Consider the following 13,206-nt stretch of genomic DNA (forward strand, 5'->3'; position numbering starts at 1 on the left):
GTTAAGCGAAACTCTTCCGGCGGCGCTCAACCGCTGGGGCGTCCTCGATAGCGGGAACGCTTTGCAGTACACGTTTTGCTGGCAGAATGGCGATGGCCTCGGTGCCTTCGCGCAGCTTGGAGCGCAGCATGAAGTCGCCATTGTGCTTGGCCAGTATCGCTTGAACGATCGGCAGGCCGAGCCCGGTTCCCTGTTCAGCGCTCTTGATCGCGATCGAGCCTTGGCCGAAGGCGGAAAGAACCACCGGAATTTCGTCTTCGGGAATGCCCGGGCCGTTGTCCTTGATCGACAGGTATTGGCCGCCACCGGCCGTCCAACCGACCTTGACGGAAACTTCGCCGCCGGACGGCGTGAATTTCACCGCATTCGATAACAGGTTCAGGATGACTTGGCGCATCGCCTTTTCGTCCACCCAGACCGACGGCATGCCGTATTCGAACTGCTCGGTGATGCTGATATTCTTGGTGCGGGCGCGCAGCTGCACCATGCCGATGCAGTCCTCGGTGATCTCCACCAGGTGAATGGCCTCTTCATTGAGGTCGTACTTGCCGGCTTCGATGCGCGAAAGATCGAGGATTTCGTTGATCAAATCGAGCAGATGCTGGCCGGAGCGGTGGATGTCGCCGGTATATTCCTTGTAGATCGGATTGTTGAGCGGGCCGAGCACTTCCGTCGACATGACTTCGGAAAAGCCAAGGATGGCGTTCAGCGGCGTGCGCAATTCGTGCGACATCGAGGCGAGGAAACGCGACTTTGCCATATTGGCTTCTTCAGCGCGGCGGCGCGCTTCGTCCGACATCGATTTCGCCACTTCGAGTTCGGCGATCAGATCGTCCTTCTCCGCCTGAACAGAAAGGATATGCACGTTGCTGCGGTGCATGCGGTTGGTCATGAAGACGAGGAAAATCAGCGACGTCGAAATGATAACGGTCAAGGCCATATAGGCGGGATTGCCGGATCTCATCGTCAGCGCCCCAAGCGCGATGACGACCGGGGCAAAGGTGAAGAGCAGTGCATTGCGCAACAGGAACGTGCCCATCGCGGTGGCGGCGAGCGCAATCAGCAGCACTGCAGCCTTGTAGAAGTCGAAATTGGCTTCGCGGCAGGTGTTGCAATCCTGGAAGATGAATGCTGCCCAGCAAATGCCAAGGACGATCTGGACGAACAGGAAGCGGCGGCGCCAATAATTCACCTTGTCCGCCGGGATATCTATGGCCTTTGCCCGGCGTGCCAGCAGAATGCCGATGGCATTGACGCAGAGCGCCGTGATGCCCCAGGCGACGAGATCAAGCTTTTGCGACAGGGATACGCCGATAGCGGTGACCAGAATGATGAAGAACGGCATGGCAATCGCGCCCTGCAGCATCGTGTCGACGTGAAGCCCGAGCATCTCCTTATCGAAGCCGGACGCATTCGAGGGGCCAGCCTGCAGGCGTTCGCGGGTCGTGCGCACGGCTTTCGACACAGCCGCGTTGCGGTGGCTGCGCGATTTGTCGACGATATTCTTGTCTGTCGAGGTGCTGACGCCCTTACTCATGACCTCATACGCGTTAACGGAATCCGTTGAAGTTTAAGGGGGAATCCTTAAGAAGTTGCTGCGATTTCCTGTTTTTTCGCTCCGCATCCCGCAGCGTGAACGGGCGTACAGAGGGTTTTCAAGGCGGAAATGAAACAGATGCTCCGGATCATTCGCGACCTTCTGCTGACAACGCTTATATTGCTGTTTCTCGGGCTCGTGGTGGTTAGGCTTGAGGGGCCGGCGGAGGTGATGTCGGGCCGGGCGCGGGTTGTCGATGGCGATACGCTGGTGCTCGACGGCGAGCGCATCCGTCTTGCCGGCATCGATGCCCCGGAGTTGCGTCAGGTCTGCCAGCGGGAACAACGGGACTGGCCGTGTGGCACCGAGGCAAGGAGCCATCTAGCGGCCTTGATCGGTGATGCCCAAACCACCTGCGAGGCCGGTGGCAGCGATAAATACGGCAGGCTTCTTGCTGTCTGTAAGGTTGCAGATCGTGACCTGAATGCGGCGATGGTCGATGGCGGCTATGCCATCGCTTTCGGTAATTATGCGGCCGAGGAGGCTGCTGCCAGGCAAAAGCGGCTGGGCCTCTGGGCTGGCACGTTCGACGCGCCCCGCAGTTGGCGCCAGACCCATGGCGGAATGGACGAGATACCCCATATACCGGAGGGCTGGCTGGGCAGCGCAATTTCGCGGATCGGCGGCTGGGTTGGGAATGCAATGTCAAAGGTATGGAATGGCTGACGGGCACGTGGACGGGCTGGGGGTTTTGCGCGCAGCGATCGCGGCTTGCCGGATCTGCCGGGATGCGCCGGCGCGCGGTCCTGGCGACCAGTTGCCGCACGAGCCACGCCCGATCGTGGTCATGTCATCTTCGGCGCGAATCTTGATTTCCGGTCAGGCGCCGGGGTTGCGTGTCCATGAAAGCGGCCTGCCGTTCAACGATGCCTCGGGCGACCGGCTGCGCCAGTGGCTCGGCGTCTCGCGCGAACAGTTTTACGATCCAAGCCTCTTTGCCATCGTGCCGATGGGCTTCTGTTTCCCGGGTTATGACGCTCATGGCAGCGACCTGCCGCCACGCCGGGAATGCGCGCCGCGTTGGCGCCAGGAGGTGATCGATGCGATGCCGCAGGTGGAGCTTGTGCTGGCGATCGGTCAATATGCCCAATCCTGGCATCTCGGCGACCGGCGTTCATCGACAATGACCGAAACGGTGCGCAACTGGCGCGCGCATCTGGGCTCCAACGCCGGGCCGCCAGTTCTGGCGCTGCCGCATCCGAGCTGGCGCAATACCGGCTGGCTGAAGAAAAATCCGTGGTTTGCTGAGGATGTCCTGCCTGTCCTAAGAGAGCGCGTATCAAAATTGATTATCTGAAACAATTTTCTTCCATTTGGTGAATTTCACGATATAGATAGAATAATATTCGAAAAGGGCTCTTCATGGATCGTCTTGACCGTAAAATCCTGCGCCTGTTGCAGGAGGATTCCACACTCGCTGTTGCTGATCTGGCTAAAAAGGTCGGCCTGTCCACGACGCCTTGCTGGCGCCGTATCCAGAAGATGGAAGAGGATGGCGTGATCCGTGGCCGTGTGGCGCTTCTGGATCCGGCGAAGGTCAACACCAAGGTGACTGTCTTCGTGTCGATCCGTACCAACACCCATTCGATCGAATGGCTGAAGCGCTTTTCGGAAGTCGTCGGCGAGTTTCCTGAAGTGGTCGAATTCTACCGCATGAGCGGCGATGTCGATTATCTCCTGCGCGTCGTCGTCCCTGATATTGCCGCCTATGACGCCTTCTACAAGCGCCTGATCACCAAGATCGAGATTCGCGATGTTTCGTCGGTCTTTGCGATGGAGCAGATCAAATATACGACGCAGCTGCCGCTCGACTACATGGTCATCGATCAGGCGAAGTCCAGCGAGGACTGATTACCCGGCTAACGGCTGCAGGCCCAGCCTTGCCAAAACGGCGCTGCTCGTGAGTTCACGGACAGCGTCCTTGCCGATCCACCGGGCTGTCCGGTCCTGCCGCGCAGCCAGAGACTGTGCCAGTGACAGCGCGGGGCCATGGCAGCGGACGCTGCGTTTGCCGATCTGGCGCAATGCCCAGTTCACCGCCTTTTTTACGAAATTGCGGTCATCGCCGGCGTGAGCTTCGATCAGCGGCAGCCAGGCGAGGATGGTCTCGTCCGGCTCCTGTTTCAGGTGAACGGCGGCGACGGCGATCATGCTGAAAGCCGTGCGCCGGACGAACTCCCGTTCATCGGCGACAAATTCGGGAATCAGGATCGCTTCCAGCCGGGCATCGACAAACAGGTCGGCAAGGCTGTCGACGATTTCCCAGGAATTGAAACCGCTTGCCCATTGCCTGGCCGTATCGAGCGTCAGTTTCTGCGGCTCAGCGGTCAGGCTCGCCATGAGGCGAGCTTCGCGGATATTGCTGTCCCATAAAGTGAGGGCGCGGCCGTGGTCGCGCTTGATCACCCGGGCAATGCGTTTGAGCGCCGGGTTGGCTATCCCGAGCGCCTTGTCCGTTTCGATACCAAATCGCGCCATGCCGGCAAGGTTGCTTTCCGCGCCCAGTGTTTTCAGATGTGCGATGACGGCATCTGCTGGCGAGGCGGGCGACAGCATTATTTTTCGAGCCGCGCCAGAAGCGACGACGTGTCCCAGCGATTGCCACCCATTTCCTGCACGTCGGCATAGAATTGATCGACCAGCGCTGTCACCGGCAGCTTGGCACCATTGCTGCGGGCTTCGGTCAGAACGATGTCGAGATCCTTGCGCATCCAGTCGATGGCGAAGCCGAAATCGTACTTGCCTGCATTCATGGTCTTGTGGCGGTTTTCCATCTGCCAGGAACCGGCGGCCCCCTTGGAGATCACCTCTATGACCTTCTCGATATCGAGACCGGCCTTTTTGCCGAAATGGATGCCTTCGGCGAGGCCCTGGACGAGGCCGGCGATGCAGATCTGGTTGACCATCTTGGTCAGTTGTCCTGACCCGGCCGGGCCCATCAGGCCAACCATCCGGGCATAAGCATCGATAATTGGCCGGGCGCGCTCAAACACGGCGGGATCGCCACCGCACATCACCGTCAATACGCCGTTTTCGGCACCGGCCTGACCGCCGGAGACCGGCGCATCGATAAAGTGGGCGCCGCGTGCGGACGCTGCCGCATCCAGTTCGCGGGCGACCTCGGCAGAGGCGGTGGTGTTGTCGATGAAGATGGCACCGGCCTTCAGGGTTTCGAAGGCGCCATCCTTGCCGGTTGTCACCGAGCGCAGATCGTCGTCATTGCCGACGCAGCAGAAGACGAGGTCGGCGCCGTCGGCGGCTTGCGCCGGTGTTGCTGCCGCGCGGCCTCCAAACTGTTCTGCCCATTTTGCGGCCTTCGCGGCCGTGCGGTTATAGACCGTCAGCTCGTGGCCGCCCTTGACCTTGAGGTGACCGGCCATCGGATACCCCATGACGCCCAGACCAATGAATGCGACTTTTGCCATTCGAAAACTCCCGAAATTCCATCTTGTCGAGACTTAGCCGATGCAGATGGGGCGGGGAAGGCCCGTGATGGCGAGCTTTGGCGTTTACAGGCAAAGACAACGGCGCTGCAATGCGCGGCGATCTTTCGTCGTGTTACGGAACCGCGGGAACGGGGGGAAGGTCAACGCCATCCGGCAGGCATTCCGCCTGCCGCCCGAGGCTTGCGGAAATATCGAGCCAGAGACGGCGCAGGCGGCGAACATGCAGGTCGTCGGCAATCCACCGGAGCACATGTTCGGTCGATTTGGAATCGTCGTCCCGCAGCATCCTCTTGCGCGCCCAGATGCAAAAGGCGTCTGCATCGACGGCTTCCGCTCTATCCGCATCCAGGGTGATGGGCTTGGTCGCGCTGATCTTCACCGTCTCTCTCAGGCTGCTTGTCGAGGCCATGAGGACACCGGCGCAAATCTCGTCGAAGGCCTTGACCGAGTGTTTGCTGCTGATCGCCCGCTCGAGGTCGAAGATGGTGCGGATGTTCAACTCGCGGAAGATCAGGAATTTTTCCGGACCGAGGATATGGCATAGCTGCGCCTGGCCCACCCAGTCGATGACCTGATAGATGCCATAGGGCGATTCGATATGCAGCATGATCGGATTGTAGGTCGCGAGGTTCTGCACGTCATATATGCCGCATTCCTCCAGGCGAAACCGCGTCTCGTAATCGATGCCATCGATGATATCGAGCGAGACGATCTTGGTGACGTTGACGAAGCGGTCGTCGGTGGTCTTGATCCAGTTGATCAGGTTCTGGAATTTGACCAGCAGGAATTTGGTCGCACTCTGCGGCAACAGGCCGAGCAGTGGCGCTAGACCGAACCAGATGGGCTGGATGTGACTGCTGGCTACCGAAGCAACCGCTGGCGTTGCTGCTGGCACAGACGGCTGCGCTGCTGCAGGCAGAATACTGGCCGCGAGGCCGGTGATGCCGCTGATCGGGTCGCGAAAGACAGCGAACAGGATGATCGTGAAAATCACTGATGCAACGATTTCGGCCGTATGCCGCAGGAACGTATAGGGAGAGAGGTCGAAGACAGCGATCGAGCGGACGAAATTGCGGATTGCTGCGACAAAGGCACCAGCAAAGGCGAGCGAGCCGATGACTGTCAATTGCTGCCAGTTTGCATGGCTGCCGTCCGTTACGGCCGATCCGGCTGCGGCGGAGCACGCGGCTGCGCCCAGGCCACAGGCAAGGGTGGTGAACAGGGCGGAGAAGCCGAAGTAACACAGAAGAACGAAACCGATTGAGGACAGGAAGATCCTCCAGTCGCTGCGCGAACCGAAACTGCCGATGCTCTTGATGATCCAGTCAATCTGATCGATGTCGGTCATCCCGTTGAACGTTCTGCCGTCGGTGGGATCTGGAACCTGCAGATCCGAAATATATTTGGATTTGACGAATTCGAAGGAGGGATTGCTGGTCAAGCGGACGTTTGGATCAGGCATATCGCCGTTGGCGGGCGGAGCCTGGTTGGCATTTACCGGGGGTACGGTGTCGATGCCCTGGCTTCGTTCCAGAGGAGTCCCAAACGAGATCAGGAAATCCTTGATCGAGCGCAGCCGCCGGAGCCTGACTTCATGCCGGCCATAGAGCAGCAGGCATGGGGTGAGGAGCGCAAACAGCAAAGCCAATGGATGGAGACCGAGGATATTTTTTATCGCGGCGATCAAAAGGCCGAAAATACCGCCCGCGCCGGCGAACCAGGCAAAAAAGATTTCCATGAATATTCCCCCTTAAGTTGTGCCTGTAACGTAAGGGTGGCGATCTGCATGCGTCCATAAATCGCCTGCATCAATAGGTTGTTAAATCAATCCTTGATTGTGGTTTTGCTGAATAAATTAGCCGCGCCTGTTATTTTGGCGACGAGGTGATCGTCCGCGGTGCTTGAAGCCCGGACTTCGTGCCGTATGTCTTTACCGGGACAGCTCGCAACGGCTGTTGCATCCCGGCTTATTATTCGGAGGACACTATTCATGGCCGATCGACTGAACGCTTCGTGCCGCTGCGGCGGCGTCAAATTTTCAATTCCGGCGGAAGCTGCCGGGGTGTTCTGCTGTCATTGTGGCGATTGCCGCAAGGCGCATGGCAACTACATGGCAGTGATCGGCGCGCCGCGCGGCGATGTGCGGTTCGACGCGGATGGCACGTTGCAATGGTACGGCTATTCGGACAAGGCCCGGCGCGGGTTCTGTTCGACCTGCGGCAGCCGTCTGTTCAAGGACAATATCGGCACCGACCTACTGATGGTCTCGGCCGGTGTGATCGATGGCGACACCGGCAAACGGATCGTCAAGAACATCCTGACCGAGTTCAAGGGCGACTGGTATGAGTTGCCCGAGGTTCACGACGCCTGAGCGCCGTTATCCGCGTAGTTTTGCAATCACCAGATGACCGGCGATCGGTGCGCCTTCTTCCTTGCGCACCGTGATATCCGTCAATTCCACGACATCGAATCCGATCGCATCGAGGCGCTCGCGGACATAGGTTTCGGCATGGGCGAAACGCTGGTTCGGACCGACCATGAAAGGACGGCCGGCAAAGGTTTCGGTGGGCAGGGTCTCGCTTGAGAAGATGAACAGGCCGCCGGCATTCATGTTTTCGGCAGCGCCGAAAAACAGGGCTTCGAGCGCGCCGAGATAGGGCAGTACATCGGTTGCCGTCACGAGATCGAAGGGCTCGTCGTCATTGTCTTCGAGGAAATCGACGACTTCGGCGACGTAGAGCGTCTCGTAGACGTCTTTTTCATGGGCGATCTCGACCATGTTTTCCGACAGATCGATGCCGGTGATGTCATCGGCCATGTCGCGCAGTGCGCCGCCGGTCAGGCCCGTGCCGCAGCCGAGATCGAGTACGCGGGCGAAGGGGCCAAGCTTCAGGGCCTGAAGGCGCTGACGCACCAGCATCGGCACATGGTAGTCGAGCTGTTCGACGAGCACGTCCTCGAACACATCGGCATGCTGATCGAACAGGGTGGCGACATAGGCGTCGGGGGCCTTGTCGGGCGTCTCGCCGCGGCCCATCGAGGCGATGCGGACGGCAGCGCCGCCGTGATCGTCGGGATCGATCGCCAGAACTTCCTGATAGGCTTTGACAGCCGCCTCGACGTCGCCGGATTTCTCTAGGGCAAGCGCGCGGTTATAGGCTTCGGCGAGGGCTTCTTCATCGATCTTCTGCATGGCGGCGTCTTTACGGCGCGGGCGGCCATTTGGCAATGCGGAAACCCGCATTTGCGGGCCTTTGGGCCGGGAAAGTCATTGGTTGCCGCCGAAATTGAGCGCATGATGAGGAAAACAACAAAAATCCGGAGGAAATGCCATGGCTGCGGAATTCAGCCCGATTGCCTTGCTCAAGGACGAGAACGAAGCCAAGAGCCCGCCTTTACCGGCGACGCCCTCGGAGACGATCACGGCGCTCGTCCACTACTATCGTGGCGAGATGGGCCGCATGGCGGGTTGGAGGGACCGTATCGACCGCACATCGAACTGGGCCATCACCGTGGTTGCGGCCCTGCTTTCTGTTTCCCTGTCGAGCCCGGCTTCGCATCATGGTGTGCTGCTCTTTGCCATGCTGCTGATCACGCTGCTGTTGTTCATAGAGGCGCGGCGATACCGGTTCTTCGATGTTTATCGCGCCCGTGTTCGCCGGATCGAACGTGGTTATTTTGCTCAGATGCTGGCTCCGCAGGCGCCCTTCAAGCCGAATTGGGCAGCCCCCATCGCCGACAGCCTGCGCCGTCCGGCTTTTCTGATGAGTTATCGCGAAGCGGTTTGCCGGAGATTGCGGCGCAACTATTGCTGGATGTACCTCATCCTCCTGTTGGCCTGGGGCCTGAAGATATCCTCGCCGCTGCTGCAGGCCGATGGCGGTGCGGCACGCGAGGTGGCGTCGCTTGCTGAAATCGCCGGGAATGCTGCGCTCGGTCCCGTCTCAGGCTGGCTGGTCATTGGAATTGTCGCCGCGTTTTACCTGCTGATGGTCTATGCCGCGCTTCACAAGGAACCGAGTGAGGGGGAACTCGCCCATGGCGAGGTTCACGTGTGAGCGGTAAAACAGATACGCTGATGGCATGTGCAGGATTTCTTGATTGTGATCTTCGCCTGCTACTGGTCTTATCGTGTCTTCATTGACATGAGGGAGACGGTAATGACGGATCAGAAGGTTGCAATTATCACAGCGGGCGGGTCCGGCATGGGTGCCGTTTCGGCGCGGCGGCTGGCGGCGGAGGGATATCGCGTCGCGATCCTGTCTTCGTCCGGCAAGGGAGAGGCCCTGGCGCAGGAACTCGGCGGGATCGGTGTCACCGGGTCGAACCAGTCGAATGACGACCTGAAGCGGCTGGTGGATGCGGCCTACGGCAAATGGGGCCGTGTGGATGCGCTGGTCAATTCCGCGGGCCACGGGCCGCGTGCTGCCGTTCTCGATCTGAGTGACGATGACTGGCACAAGGGAATGGACGTCTATTTCCTCAATGTTGTTCGCCCGACCCGGCTGGTGACGCCGATTATGCTGGAGCAGAAGTCCGGTAGTATTGTCAATATTTCGACCTACGCGACCTTTGAGCCCGACCCGCTGTTTCCGACATCGGGCGTCTTCCGTTCAGGGCTGGCAGCCTTCACCAAGCTGTTTGCCGACAAATATGCCGCCGACAATATCCGGATGAACAACGTCCTGCCAGGGTTCATCGACAGCCTGCCTGCGACCGAGGAGCGGCGTCTGCGCATTCCAATGGGCCGCTACGGCACGTCCGAGGAGGTGGCCGAACTGGTGGCGCTTCTGGCGACCGACCGCGGCGGTTACATTACCGGCCAGAATATCCGCATCGACGGCGGCATTACCCGGTCGGTTTAACTTCCTTCAGCCAATGGGCGACGCATCAGTTGATGATGAACTCGCCCTTGAGCGCCCGCCAGTCCGTCGCCGAGATCAGTTTGCGGTGGACATAGCGTACCGAATGCAGCGGGCCTTCCAGCGTTTCCTGCCAGAATTTGAGAAAATTCTTCATTTCCGGAAATTCCGGGGCCAGATCGTAGTGCTGCCAGATGTAGGTCTGCAGAAAAGCCGGGTGATCGGGCATCCGGTAGAGGATCTGGGCCGTGGTCAGGCCGTAACCCTTGAGCTGCAGTTCCATTTCGTTTGTCATGCCGGACCTCATTTTGCTCAATGATGGTCCTTGCAATTGAAACACAGAGTTGGTTAATCCGGCATTAACAATGTTTCACGGTCATGCAAAATTTCGTTAGGAAACAAAGGTTTGGCAGCATGTCATGACGAGTGCTGCCAAACGGACGCCTGGGGACGCCTGGTCACCGCTTCAGGTGGCGGGTCAGGCGCGTTTCGATCCAGGCCCAGAGATTGCGCAGGACTTCGACCATGATCAGGTAGAGCACGGCGGCCCACAGATACATCTGGAAATCGTAGGTGCGCGAAAAGGCGCGGCGCGTTTCGCCCATCAGGTCGAAGACGGTAACGATGGCGACGACGGCGGAGCCCTTGATCATCAGGATGATTTCGTTGCCATAGGGCCGCAGCGCCACGATCATCGCCTGTGGCAGGATGATCTTGAAGAAGGCGACGCGCTTGGGCAGGCCAAGGGCAGACGCCCCTTCATGCTGGCCACGCGGCACACTCTCGATGGCGCCGCGCAGGATTTCAGCCTGGTAGGCGGCGGTGTTGAGCGTGAAGGTGAAGAGCGCGCAGAACCACGCATCCTTGAACAGCGACCACAGGCCGATTGCCTCGAGATAAGGGCGGAAGCTGCCGAGGCCGTAATAGACGAGGAAGAGCTGTGCGATCAGCGGCGTGCCACGGAAGAAATAGACGTAGCCGTAGGCGATCCAGGACAGCACCTTGTTCTTGGTCATCCGGCCGTAGGCGATCGGCAGAGAAAGAATGCCGCCGAGCACAACCGAGATAGCAACCAGCGTCAGCGTGACGCGCAGACCGGACAGGAAACTCGGGCCGTATTTGGCGAATTTTTCCGGGCTCCAGGAATCGACGGCGAATAGGAAAATGCCGACGGACGCTGCCAACCAGACGCCGAGCAGGGCGCGGCCAAGCAGGCGGGAAAGCGTGTAGCGTTTCTGCGCCTCTGGCGGTGGCGGCAGCGCCGGGAGCATGGTTTCAGCGTGGCTCATCGGGCGGCCTCCGAACGTTTGGTCCAGCGCTCAAGTGCAGAGAACACCAGTGAGGAAAGCATTGCCAGAATGAGGAAGAGCAGGCAGGCGATCGAGAAAAATTCGAAGGCATTCTTGGTGACGCGTGCGGCAATACCTGTCTGGCGCAAGATATCCGAAAGGCCGATGATCGAGACGAGCGCCGTGTCCTTCAATAGCGCCATCCAGAGATTGCCGAGGCCCGGCAAGGCGATGCGCACGAGCTGCGGCAGGATGATCAAGCGCATGGTCTTGCCACGGTGTAAGCCCAAGGCGTCACCGGCTTCATACTGGCCTTGTGGAATGGCCTTAAAGGCGGACAGAAGAACTTCCGAACAATAGGCGGAAAAGACGAAGCTCAGGGCAATCATGCCGGCAACGAAGGCATTGATCTCGACCGGACCCTCGAATCCGACCGCCGCCATCGCCTGTTGGGCTAAGATCTGCAGGCCGTAATAGACGATGAAGAGTGTCAAAAGCTCCGGAAGTCCGCGGAAAAGGGTCGTATAGATATTGACCGCAAGCCGCAGCGACTTTTCCTCGGACTGCTTAGCCACAGCGATGAAGAACCCCAAAAGTAGCCCTATCGGCAAGGTGCAGATCGCCAAGCTGACCGTGATCATGAAGCCTTGGGCGATCTCGTCGCCCCAACCGGTGTCACCGCAGGCCAAAAGCGTATCTTGTGCGAAAAGCCGGAAGATGCCGATCGGGCCGCAGATCGGATCGATCATGCTGGCAAACCACGAGACAATGGAAGAGAGGGCAGCAAAAGCAGCCTGCATAAGTCTGATTTCCCCTGTACGGCGTTTTTGACGCGCTTATTGTTATGAAGCCTTGTCAGACAAGAATGGCGGAAGGACCAGCCTTCCGCCATCGTATTTCAGCAACAGGTAAAGATTAATCGCCGTAGACGTCGAAGTCAAAATACTTGTCGGCGACTTCCTTGTACTTGCCGTTGGCGCGGATTGCCGCGATGGCTGTGTTGAACTTTTCCTTCAAGGCGGTATCGCCCTTGCGCACAGCAATGCCGGCGCCGATGCCGTTGATTTCCGGATCGGGCTTCAGAGCCTTCAGAAGCTTGCAGCAGGCGCCGTCGGCGGTCTTCAGCCAGGATGTGAGAACGACGACGTCGTCGATGACGGCATCGACGCGGCCGTTGGCGACGTCAAGCTTGTACTCGTCCGGGGTCGGATAGAGCTTCAGTTCCGATTCCTTGAAGAAGGCTTCGGCATAGTTGGAGTGTGTCGTCGCCGACTGCGCGCCAAGCGACTTGCCAGCGAGGCCTGCTTCGGTCGCTTCGGTGATCGGCGAATCCTTCGGCACGACGATGGCCGGACCCGTGTTGTAATACTTGTTGGTGAAATCGACCTTTTCGAGCCGCTCCGGCGTGATCGACATCGATGCGATGATAGCATCGAACTTCTTGGCCACCAGGGCCGGAATCATGCCGTCCCAATCCTGGGTGACGAAGGTGCAGTCTGCCTTCATCTCAACGCAGAGCGCCTTGGCGATATCGACGTCGAAGCCGGTCAGCGTGCCGTCTGCTTCGAGATTGTTGAAGGGCGGGTAAGCGCCTTCCGTACCGATGACGATTTTTTCGCCATCGGCCATGGCAGTGCCTGCCATCAGCGCGAAAACGGCAGCCGAAGCGGCCATGGCGAGACGTCTGGAAATACGCATAGTGATCCTCTCTGTTGGCTGGCGGCCGGTTTCTTGTTCTTCACGGCCACCCCTGTACCGGCCATTATTGTGGCCGGGCTGCGCAGATATTCCTACGCTTTAAATGGAAAAATCAACAGGAAAGCAGAGGCATTTGATGAAAAGTCTGCACATCCTCATGCCTTTACACTGGTTGCTTTCGGATGCGGCCTATCTCCGGCGAAGATGAACGTAACATTCATGCTGAGTTAATGCGGGTTTCGCTAATCGTCGTTGTCTGATTTGAGCCGGTTCGCCTTTTTTTCACCGCTTGGTCTGTCCAAAGAGCGGACATG

14 protein-coding genes and 1 pseudogene are annotated in these 13,206 nt (G+C 59.0%); 6 read left to right on the forward strand and 9 right to left on the reverse strand.

From position 1 onward, the window contains the following. Position 1: 1 nt before the first annotated feature. Positions 2 to 1,537 carry a HAMP domain-containing sensor histidine kinase gene (locus tag ASD36_RS14215; RefSeq protein WP_060506295.1) on the reverse strand — a complete coding sequence of 512 codons (1,536 nt, stop codon included), beginning with the start codon at positions 1,535 to 1,537 and terminating at the stop codon, positions 2 to 4. A gap of 138 nt (positions 1,538 to 1,675) precedes the next feature. Here ASD36_RS14215 and ASD36_RS14220 point away from each other — a divergent pair, with 138 nt between their 5' ends. The 3 genes from ASD36_RS14220 (at position 1,676) to ASD36_RS14230 (ending at position 3,448) form a co-directional block, all read left to right on the forward strand. Continuing rightward, entirely contained in the window at positions 1,676 to 2,263 is a 588-nt protein-coding gene (locus ASD36_RS14220) for a thermonuclease family protein (protein WP_060506296.1), read from the forward strand. After that, on the forward strand, positions 2,256 to 2,894 hold the full coding sequence (locus tag ASD36_RS14225) for a uracil-DNA glycosylase family protein (protein WP_060506297.1): 639 nt from the start codon (positions 2,256 to 2,258) through the stop codon (positions 2,892 to 2,894). Before ASD36_RS14220 ends, ASD36_RS14225 begins: the two co-directional genes overlap by 8 nt. A gap of 65 nt (positions 2,895 to 2,959) precedes the next feature. Then, positions 2,960 to 3,448, forward strand: coding sequence for an Lrp/AsnC family transcriptional regulator (locus ASD36_RS14230; protein WP_037095833.1), 489 nt, complete (start codon positions 2,960 to 2,962; stop codon positions 3,446 to 3,448). On the opposite strand, the gene ASD36_RS14235 is transcribed toward ASD36_RS14230, so the two are convergent. The 3 genes and pseudogenes from ASD36_RS14235 to ASD36_RS14245 all read right to left on the reverse strand — a co-directional run bounded on the left by ASD36_RS14235 (position 3,449) and on the right by ASD36_RS14245 (position 6,781). Continuing rightward, positions 3,449 to 4,156: a DNA alkylation repair protein gene (locus tag ASD36_RS14235; RefSeq protein WP_112834665.1), complete on the reverse strand. Its 708-nt coding sequence runs from the start codon at positions 4,154 to 4,156 to the stop codon at positions 3,449 to 3,451. It abuts the gene before it with no gap. Continuing rightward, positions 4,153 to 5,028, reverse strand: a pseudogene (locus ASD36_RS14240) (NAD(P)-dependent oxidoreductase); the annotation flags it as partial. The gene ASD36_RS14235 and the pseudogene ASD36_RS14240, both read right to left, overlap by 4 nt. A 127-nt stretch (positions 5,029 to 5,155) precedes the next feature. Then, a complete protein-coding gene (locus tag ASD36_RS14245) occupies positions 5,156 to 6,781 on the reverse strand; it encodes a hypothetical protein (RefSeq protein WP_060506300.1) in 1,626 nt (541 codons plus the stop codon). 252 nt (positions 6,782 to 7,033) lie between these two features. On the opposite strand from ASD36_RS14245, the gene ASD36_RS14250 reads away from it, so the two are divergent. Continuing rightward, positions 7,034 to 7,414, forward strand: a complete 381-nt coding sequence (locus ASD36_RS14250) for a GFA family protein (RefSeq protein WP_060506301.1) — start codon at positions 7,034 to 7,036, stop codon at positions 7,412 to 7,414. A gap of 6 nt (positions 7,415 to 7,420) precedes the next feature. On the opposite strand, the gene ASD36_RS14255 is transcribed toward ASD36_RS14250, so the two are convergent. Continuing rightward, complete coding sequence (locus ASD36_RS14255; protein ID WP_060506335.1) at positions 7,421 to 8,236, reverse strand: methyltransferase domain-containing protein; 816 nt, start codon at positions 8,234 to 8,236, stop codon at positions 7,421 to 7,423. 139 nt (positions 8,237 to 8,375) lie between these two features. Here ASD36_RS14255 and ASD36_RS14260 point away from each other — a divergent pair, with 139 nt between their 5' ends. Together ASD36_RS14260 and ASD36_RS14265 are read left to right on the forward strand one after the other, a co-directional pair. Then, positions 8,376 to 9,101, forward strand: a complete 726-nt coding sequence (locus ASD36_RS14260) for a DUF2270 domain-containing protein (RefSeq protein ID WP_060506302.1) — start codon at positions 8,376 to 8,378, stop codon at positions 9,099 to 9,101. Between the two features lie 102 nt (positions 9,102 to 9,203). Continuing rightward, entirely contained in the window at positions 9,204 to 9,908 is a 705-nt protein-coding gene (locus ASD36_RS14265) for an SDR family oxidoreductase (protein WP_060506303.1), read from the forward strand. A gap of 25 nt (positions 9,909 to 9,933) precedes the next feature. On the opposite strand, the gene ASD36_RS14270 is transcribed toward ASD36_RS14265, so the two are convergent. The 4 genes from ASD36_RS14270 to ASD36_RS14285 form a co-directional block, all read right to left on the reverse strand. Beyond that, positions 9,934 to 10,200 carry an usg protein gene (locus tag ASD36_RS14270; RefSeq protein ID WP_060506304.1) on the reverse strand — a complete coding sequence of 89 codons (267 nt, stop codon included), beginning with the start codon at positions 10,198 to 10,200 and terminating at the stop codon, positions 9,934 to 9,936. A 163-nt stretch (positions 10,201 to 10,363) separates the two neighbouring features. Next, positions 10,364 to 11,194: an ABC transporter permease gene (locus ASD36_RS14275; RefSeq protein ID WP_060506305.1), complete on the reverse strand. Its 831-nt coding sequence runs from the start codon at positions 11,192 to 11,194 to the stop codon at positions 10,364 to 10,366. Continuing rightward, complete coding sequence (locus ASD36_RS14280) at positions 11,191 to 11,994, reverse strand: ABC transporter permease (protein ID WP_060506306.1); 804 nt, start codon at positions 11,992 to 11,994, stop codon at positions 11,191 to 11,193. The genes ASD36_RS14275 and ASD36_RS14280 overlap by 4 nt, the downstream gene beginning before the upstream one ends. 115 nt (positions 11,995 to 12,109) lie before the next feature. Beyond that, positions 12,110 to 12,892: a transporter substrate-binding domain-containing protein gene (locus ASD36_RS14285; RefSeq protein ID WP_060506307.1), complete on the reverse strand. Its 783-nt coding sequence runs from the start codon at positions 12,890 to 12,892 to the stop codon at positions 12,110 to 12,112. Positions 12,893 to 13,206 lie beyond the last annotated feature (314 nt).

Origin of the sequence: Rhizobium sp. Root1334 (assembly GCF_001426665.1) — a bacterium.
Lineage (GTDB): Bacteria > Pseudomonadota > Alphaproteobacteria > Rhizobiales > Rhizobiaceae > Pararhizobium.

Excerpts from the sequence above, each read along its gene's own strand:
- ASD36_RS14265 (WP_060506303.1), top strand. The coding sequence starts at position 9,204 with ATGACGGATCAGAAGGTTGCAATTATCACAGCGGGCGGGTCCGGCATG.
- ASD36_RS14220 (WP_060506296.1), top strand. The coding sequence starts at position 1,676 with ATGCTCCGGATCATTCGCGACCTTCTGCTGACAACGCTTATATTGCTG.
- ASD36_RS14260 (WP_060506302.1), top strand. The coding sequence starts at position 8,376 with ATGGCTGCGGAATTCAGCCCGATTGCCTTGCTCAAGGACGAGAACGAA.
- ASD36_RS14230 (WP_037095833.1), top strand. The coding sequence starts at position 2,960 with ATGGATCGTCTTGACCGTAAAATCCTGCGCCTGTTGCAGGAGGATTCC.
- ASD36_RS14285 (WP_060506307.1), bottom strand. The coding sequence starts at position 12,892 with ATGCGTATTTCCAGACGTCTCGCCATGGCCGCTTCGGCTGCCGTTTTC.
- ASD36_RS14255 (WP_060506335.1), bottom strand. The coding sequence starts at position 8,236 with ATGCAGAAGATCGATGAAGAAGCCCTCGCCGAAGCCTATAACCGCGCG.
- ASD36_RS14215 (WP_060506295.1), bottom strand. The coding sequence starts at position 1,537 with ATGAGTAAGGGCGTCAGCACCTCGACAGACAAGAATATCGTCGACAAA.
- ASD36_RS14245 (WP_060506300.1), bottom strand. The coding sequence starts at position 6,781 with ATGGAAATCTTTTTTGCCTGGTTCGCCGGCGCGGGCGGTATTTTCGGC.
- ASD36_RS14250 (WP_060506301.1), top strand. The coding sequence starts at position 7,034 with ATGGCCGATCGACTGAACGCTTCGTGCCGCTGCGGCGGCGTCAAATTT.
- ASD36_RS14270 (WP_060506304.1), bottom strand. The coding sequence starts at position 10,200 with ATGACAAACGAAATGGAACTGCAGCTCAAGGGTTACGGCCTGACCACG.
- ASD36_RS14280 (WP_060506306.1), bottom strand. The coding sequence starts at position 11,994 with ATGCAGGCTGCTTTTGCTGCCCTCTCTTCCATTGTCTCGTGGTTTGCC.
- ASD36_RS14275 (WP_060506305.1), bottom strand. The coding sequence starts at position 11,194 with ATGAGCCACGCTGAAACCATGCTCCCGGCGCTGCCGCCACCGCCAGAG.
- ASD36_RS14225 (WP_060506297.1), top strand. The coding sequence starts at position 2,256 with ATGGCTGACGGGCACGTGGACGGGCTGGGGGTTTTGCGCGCAGCGATC.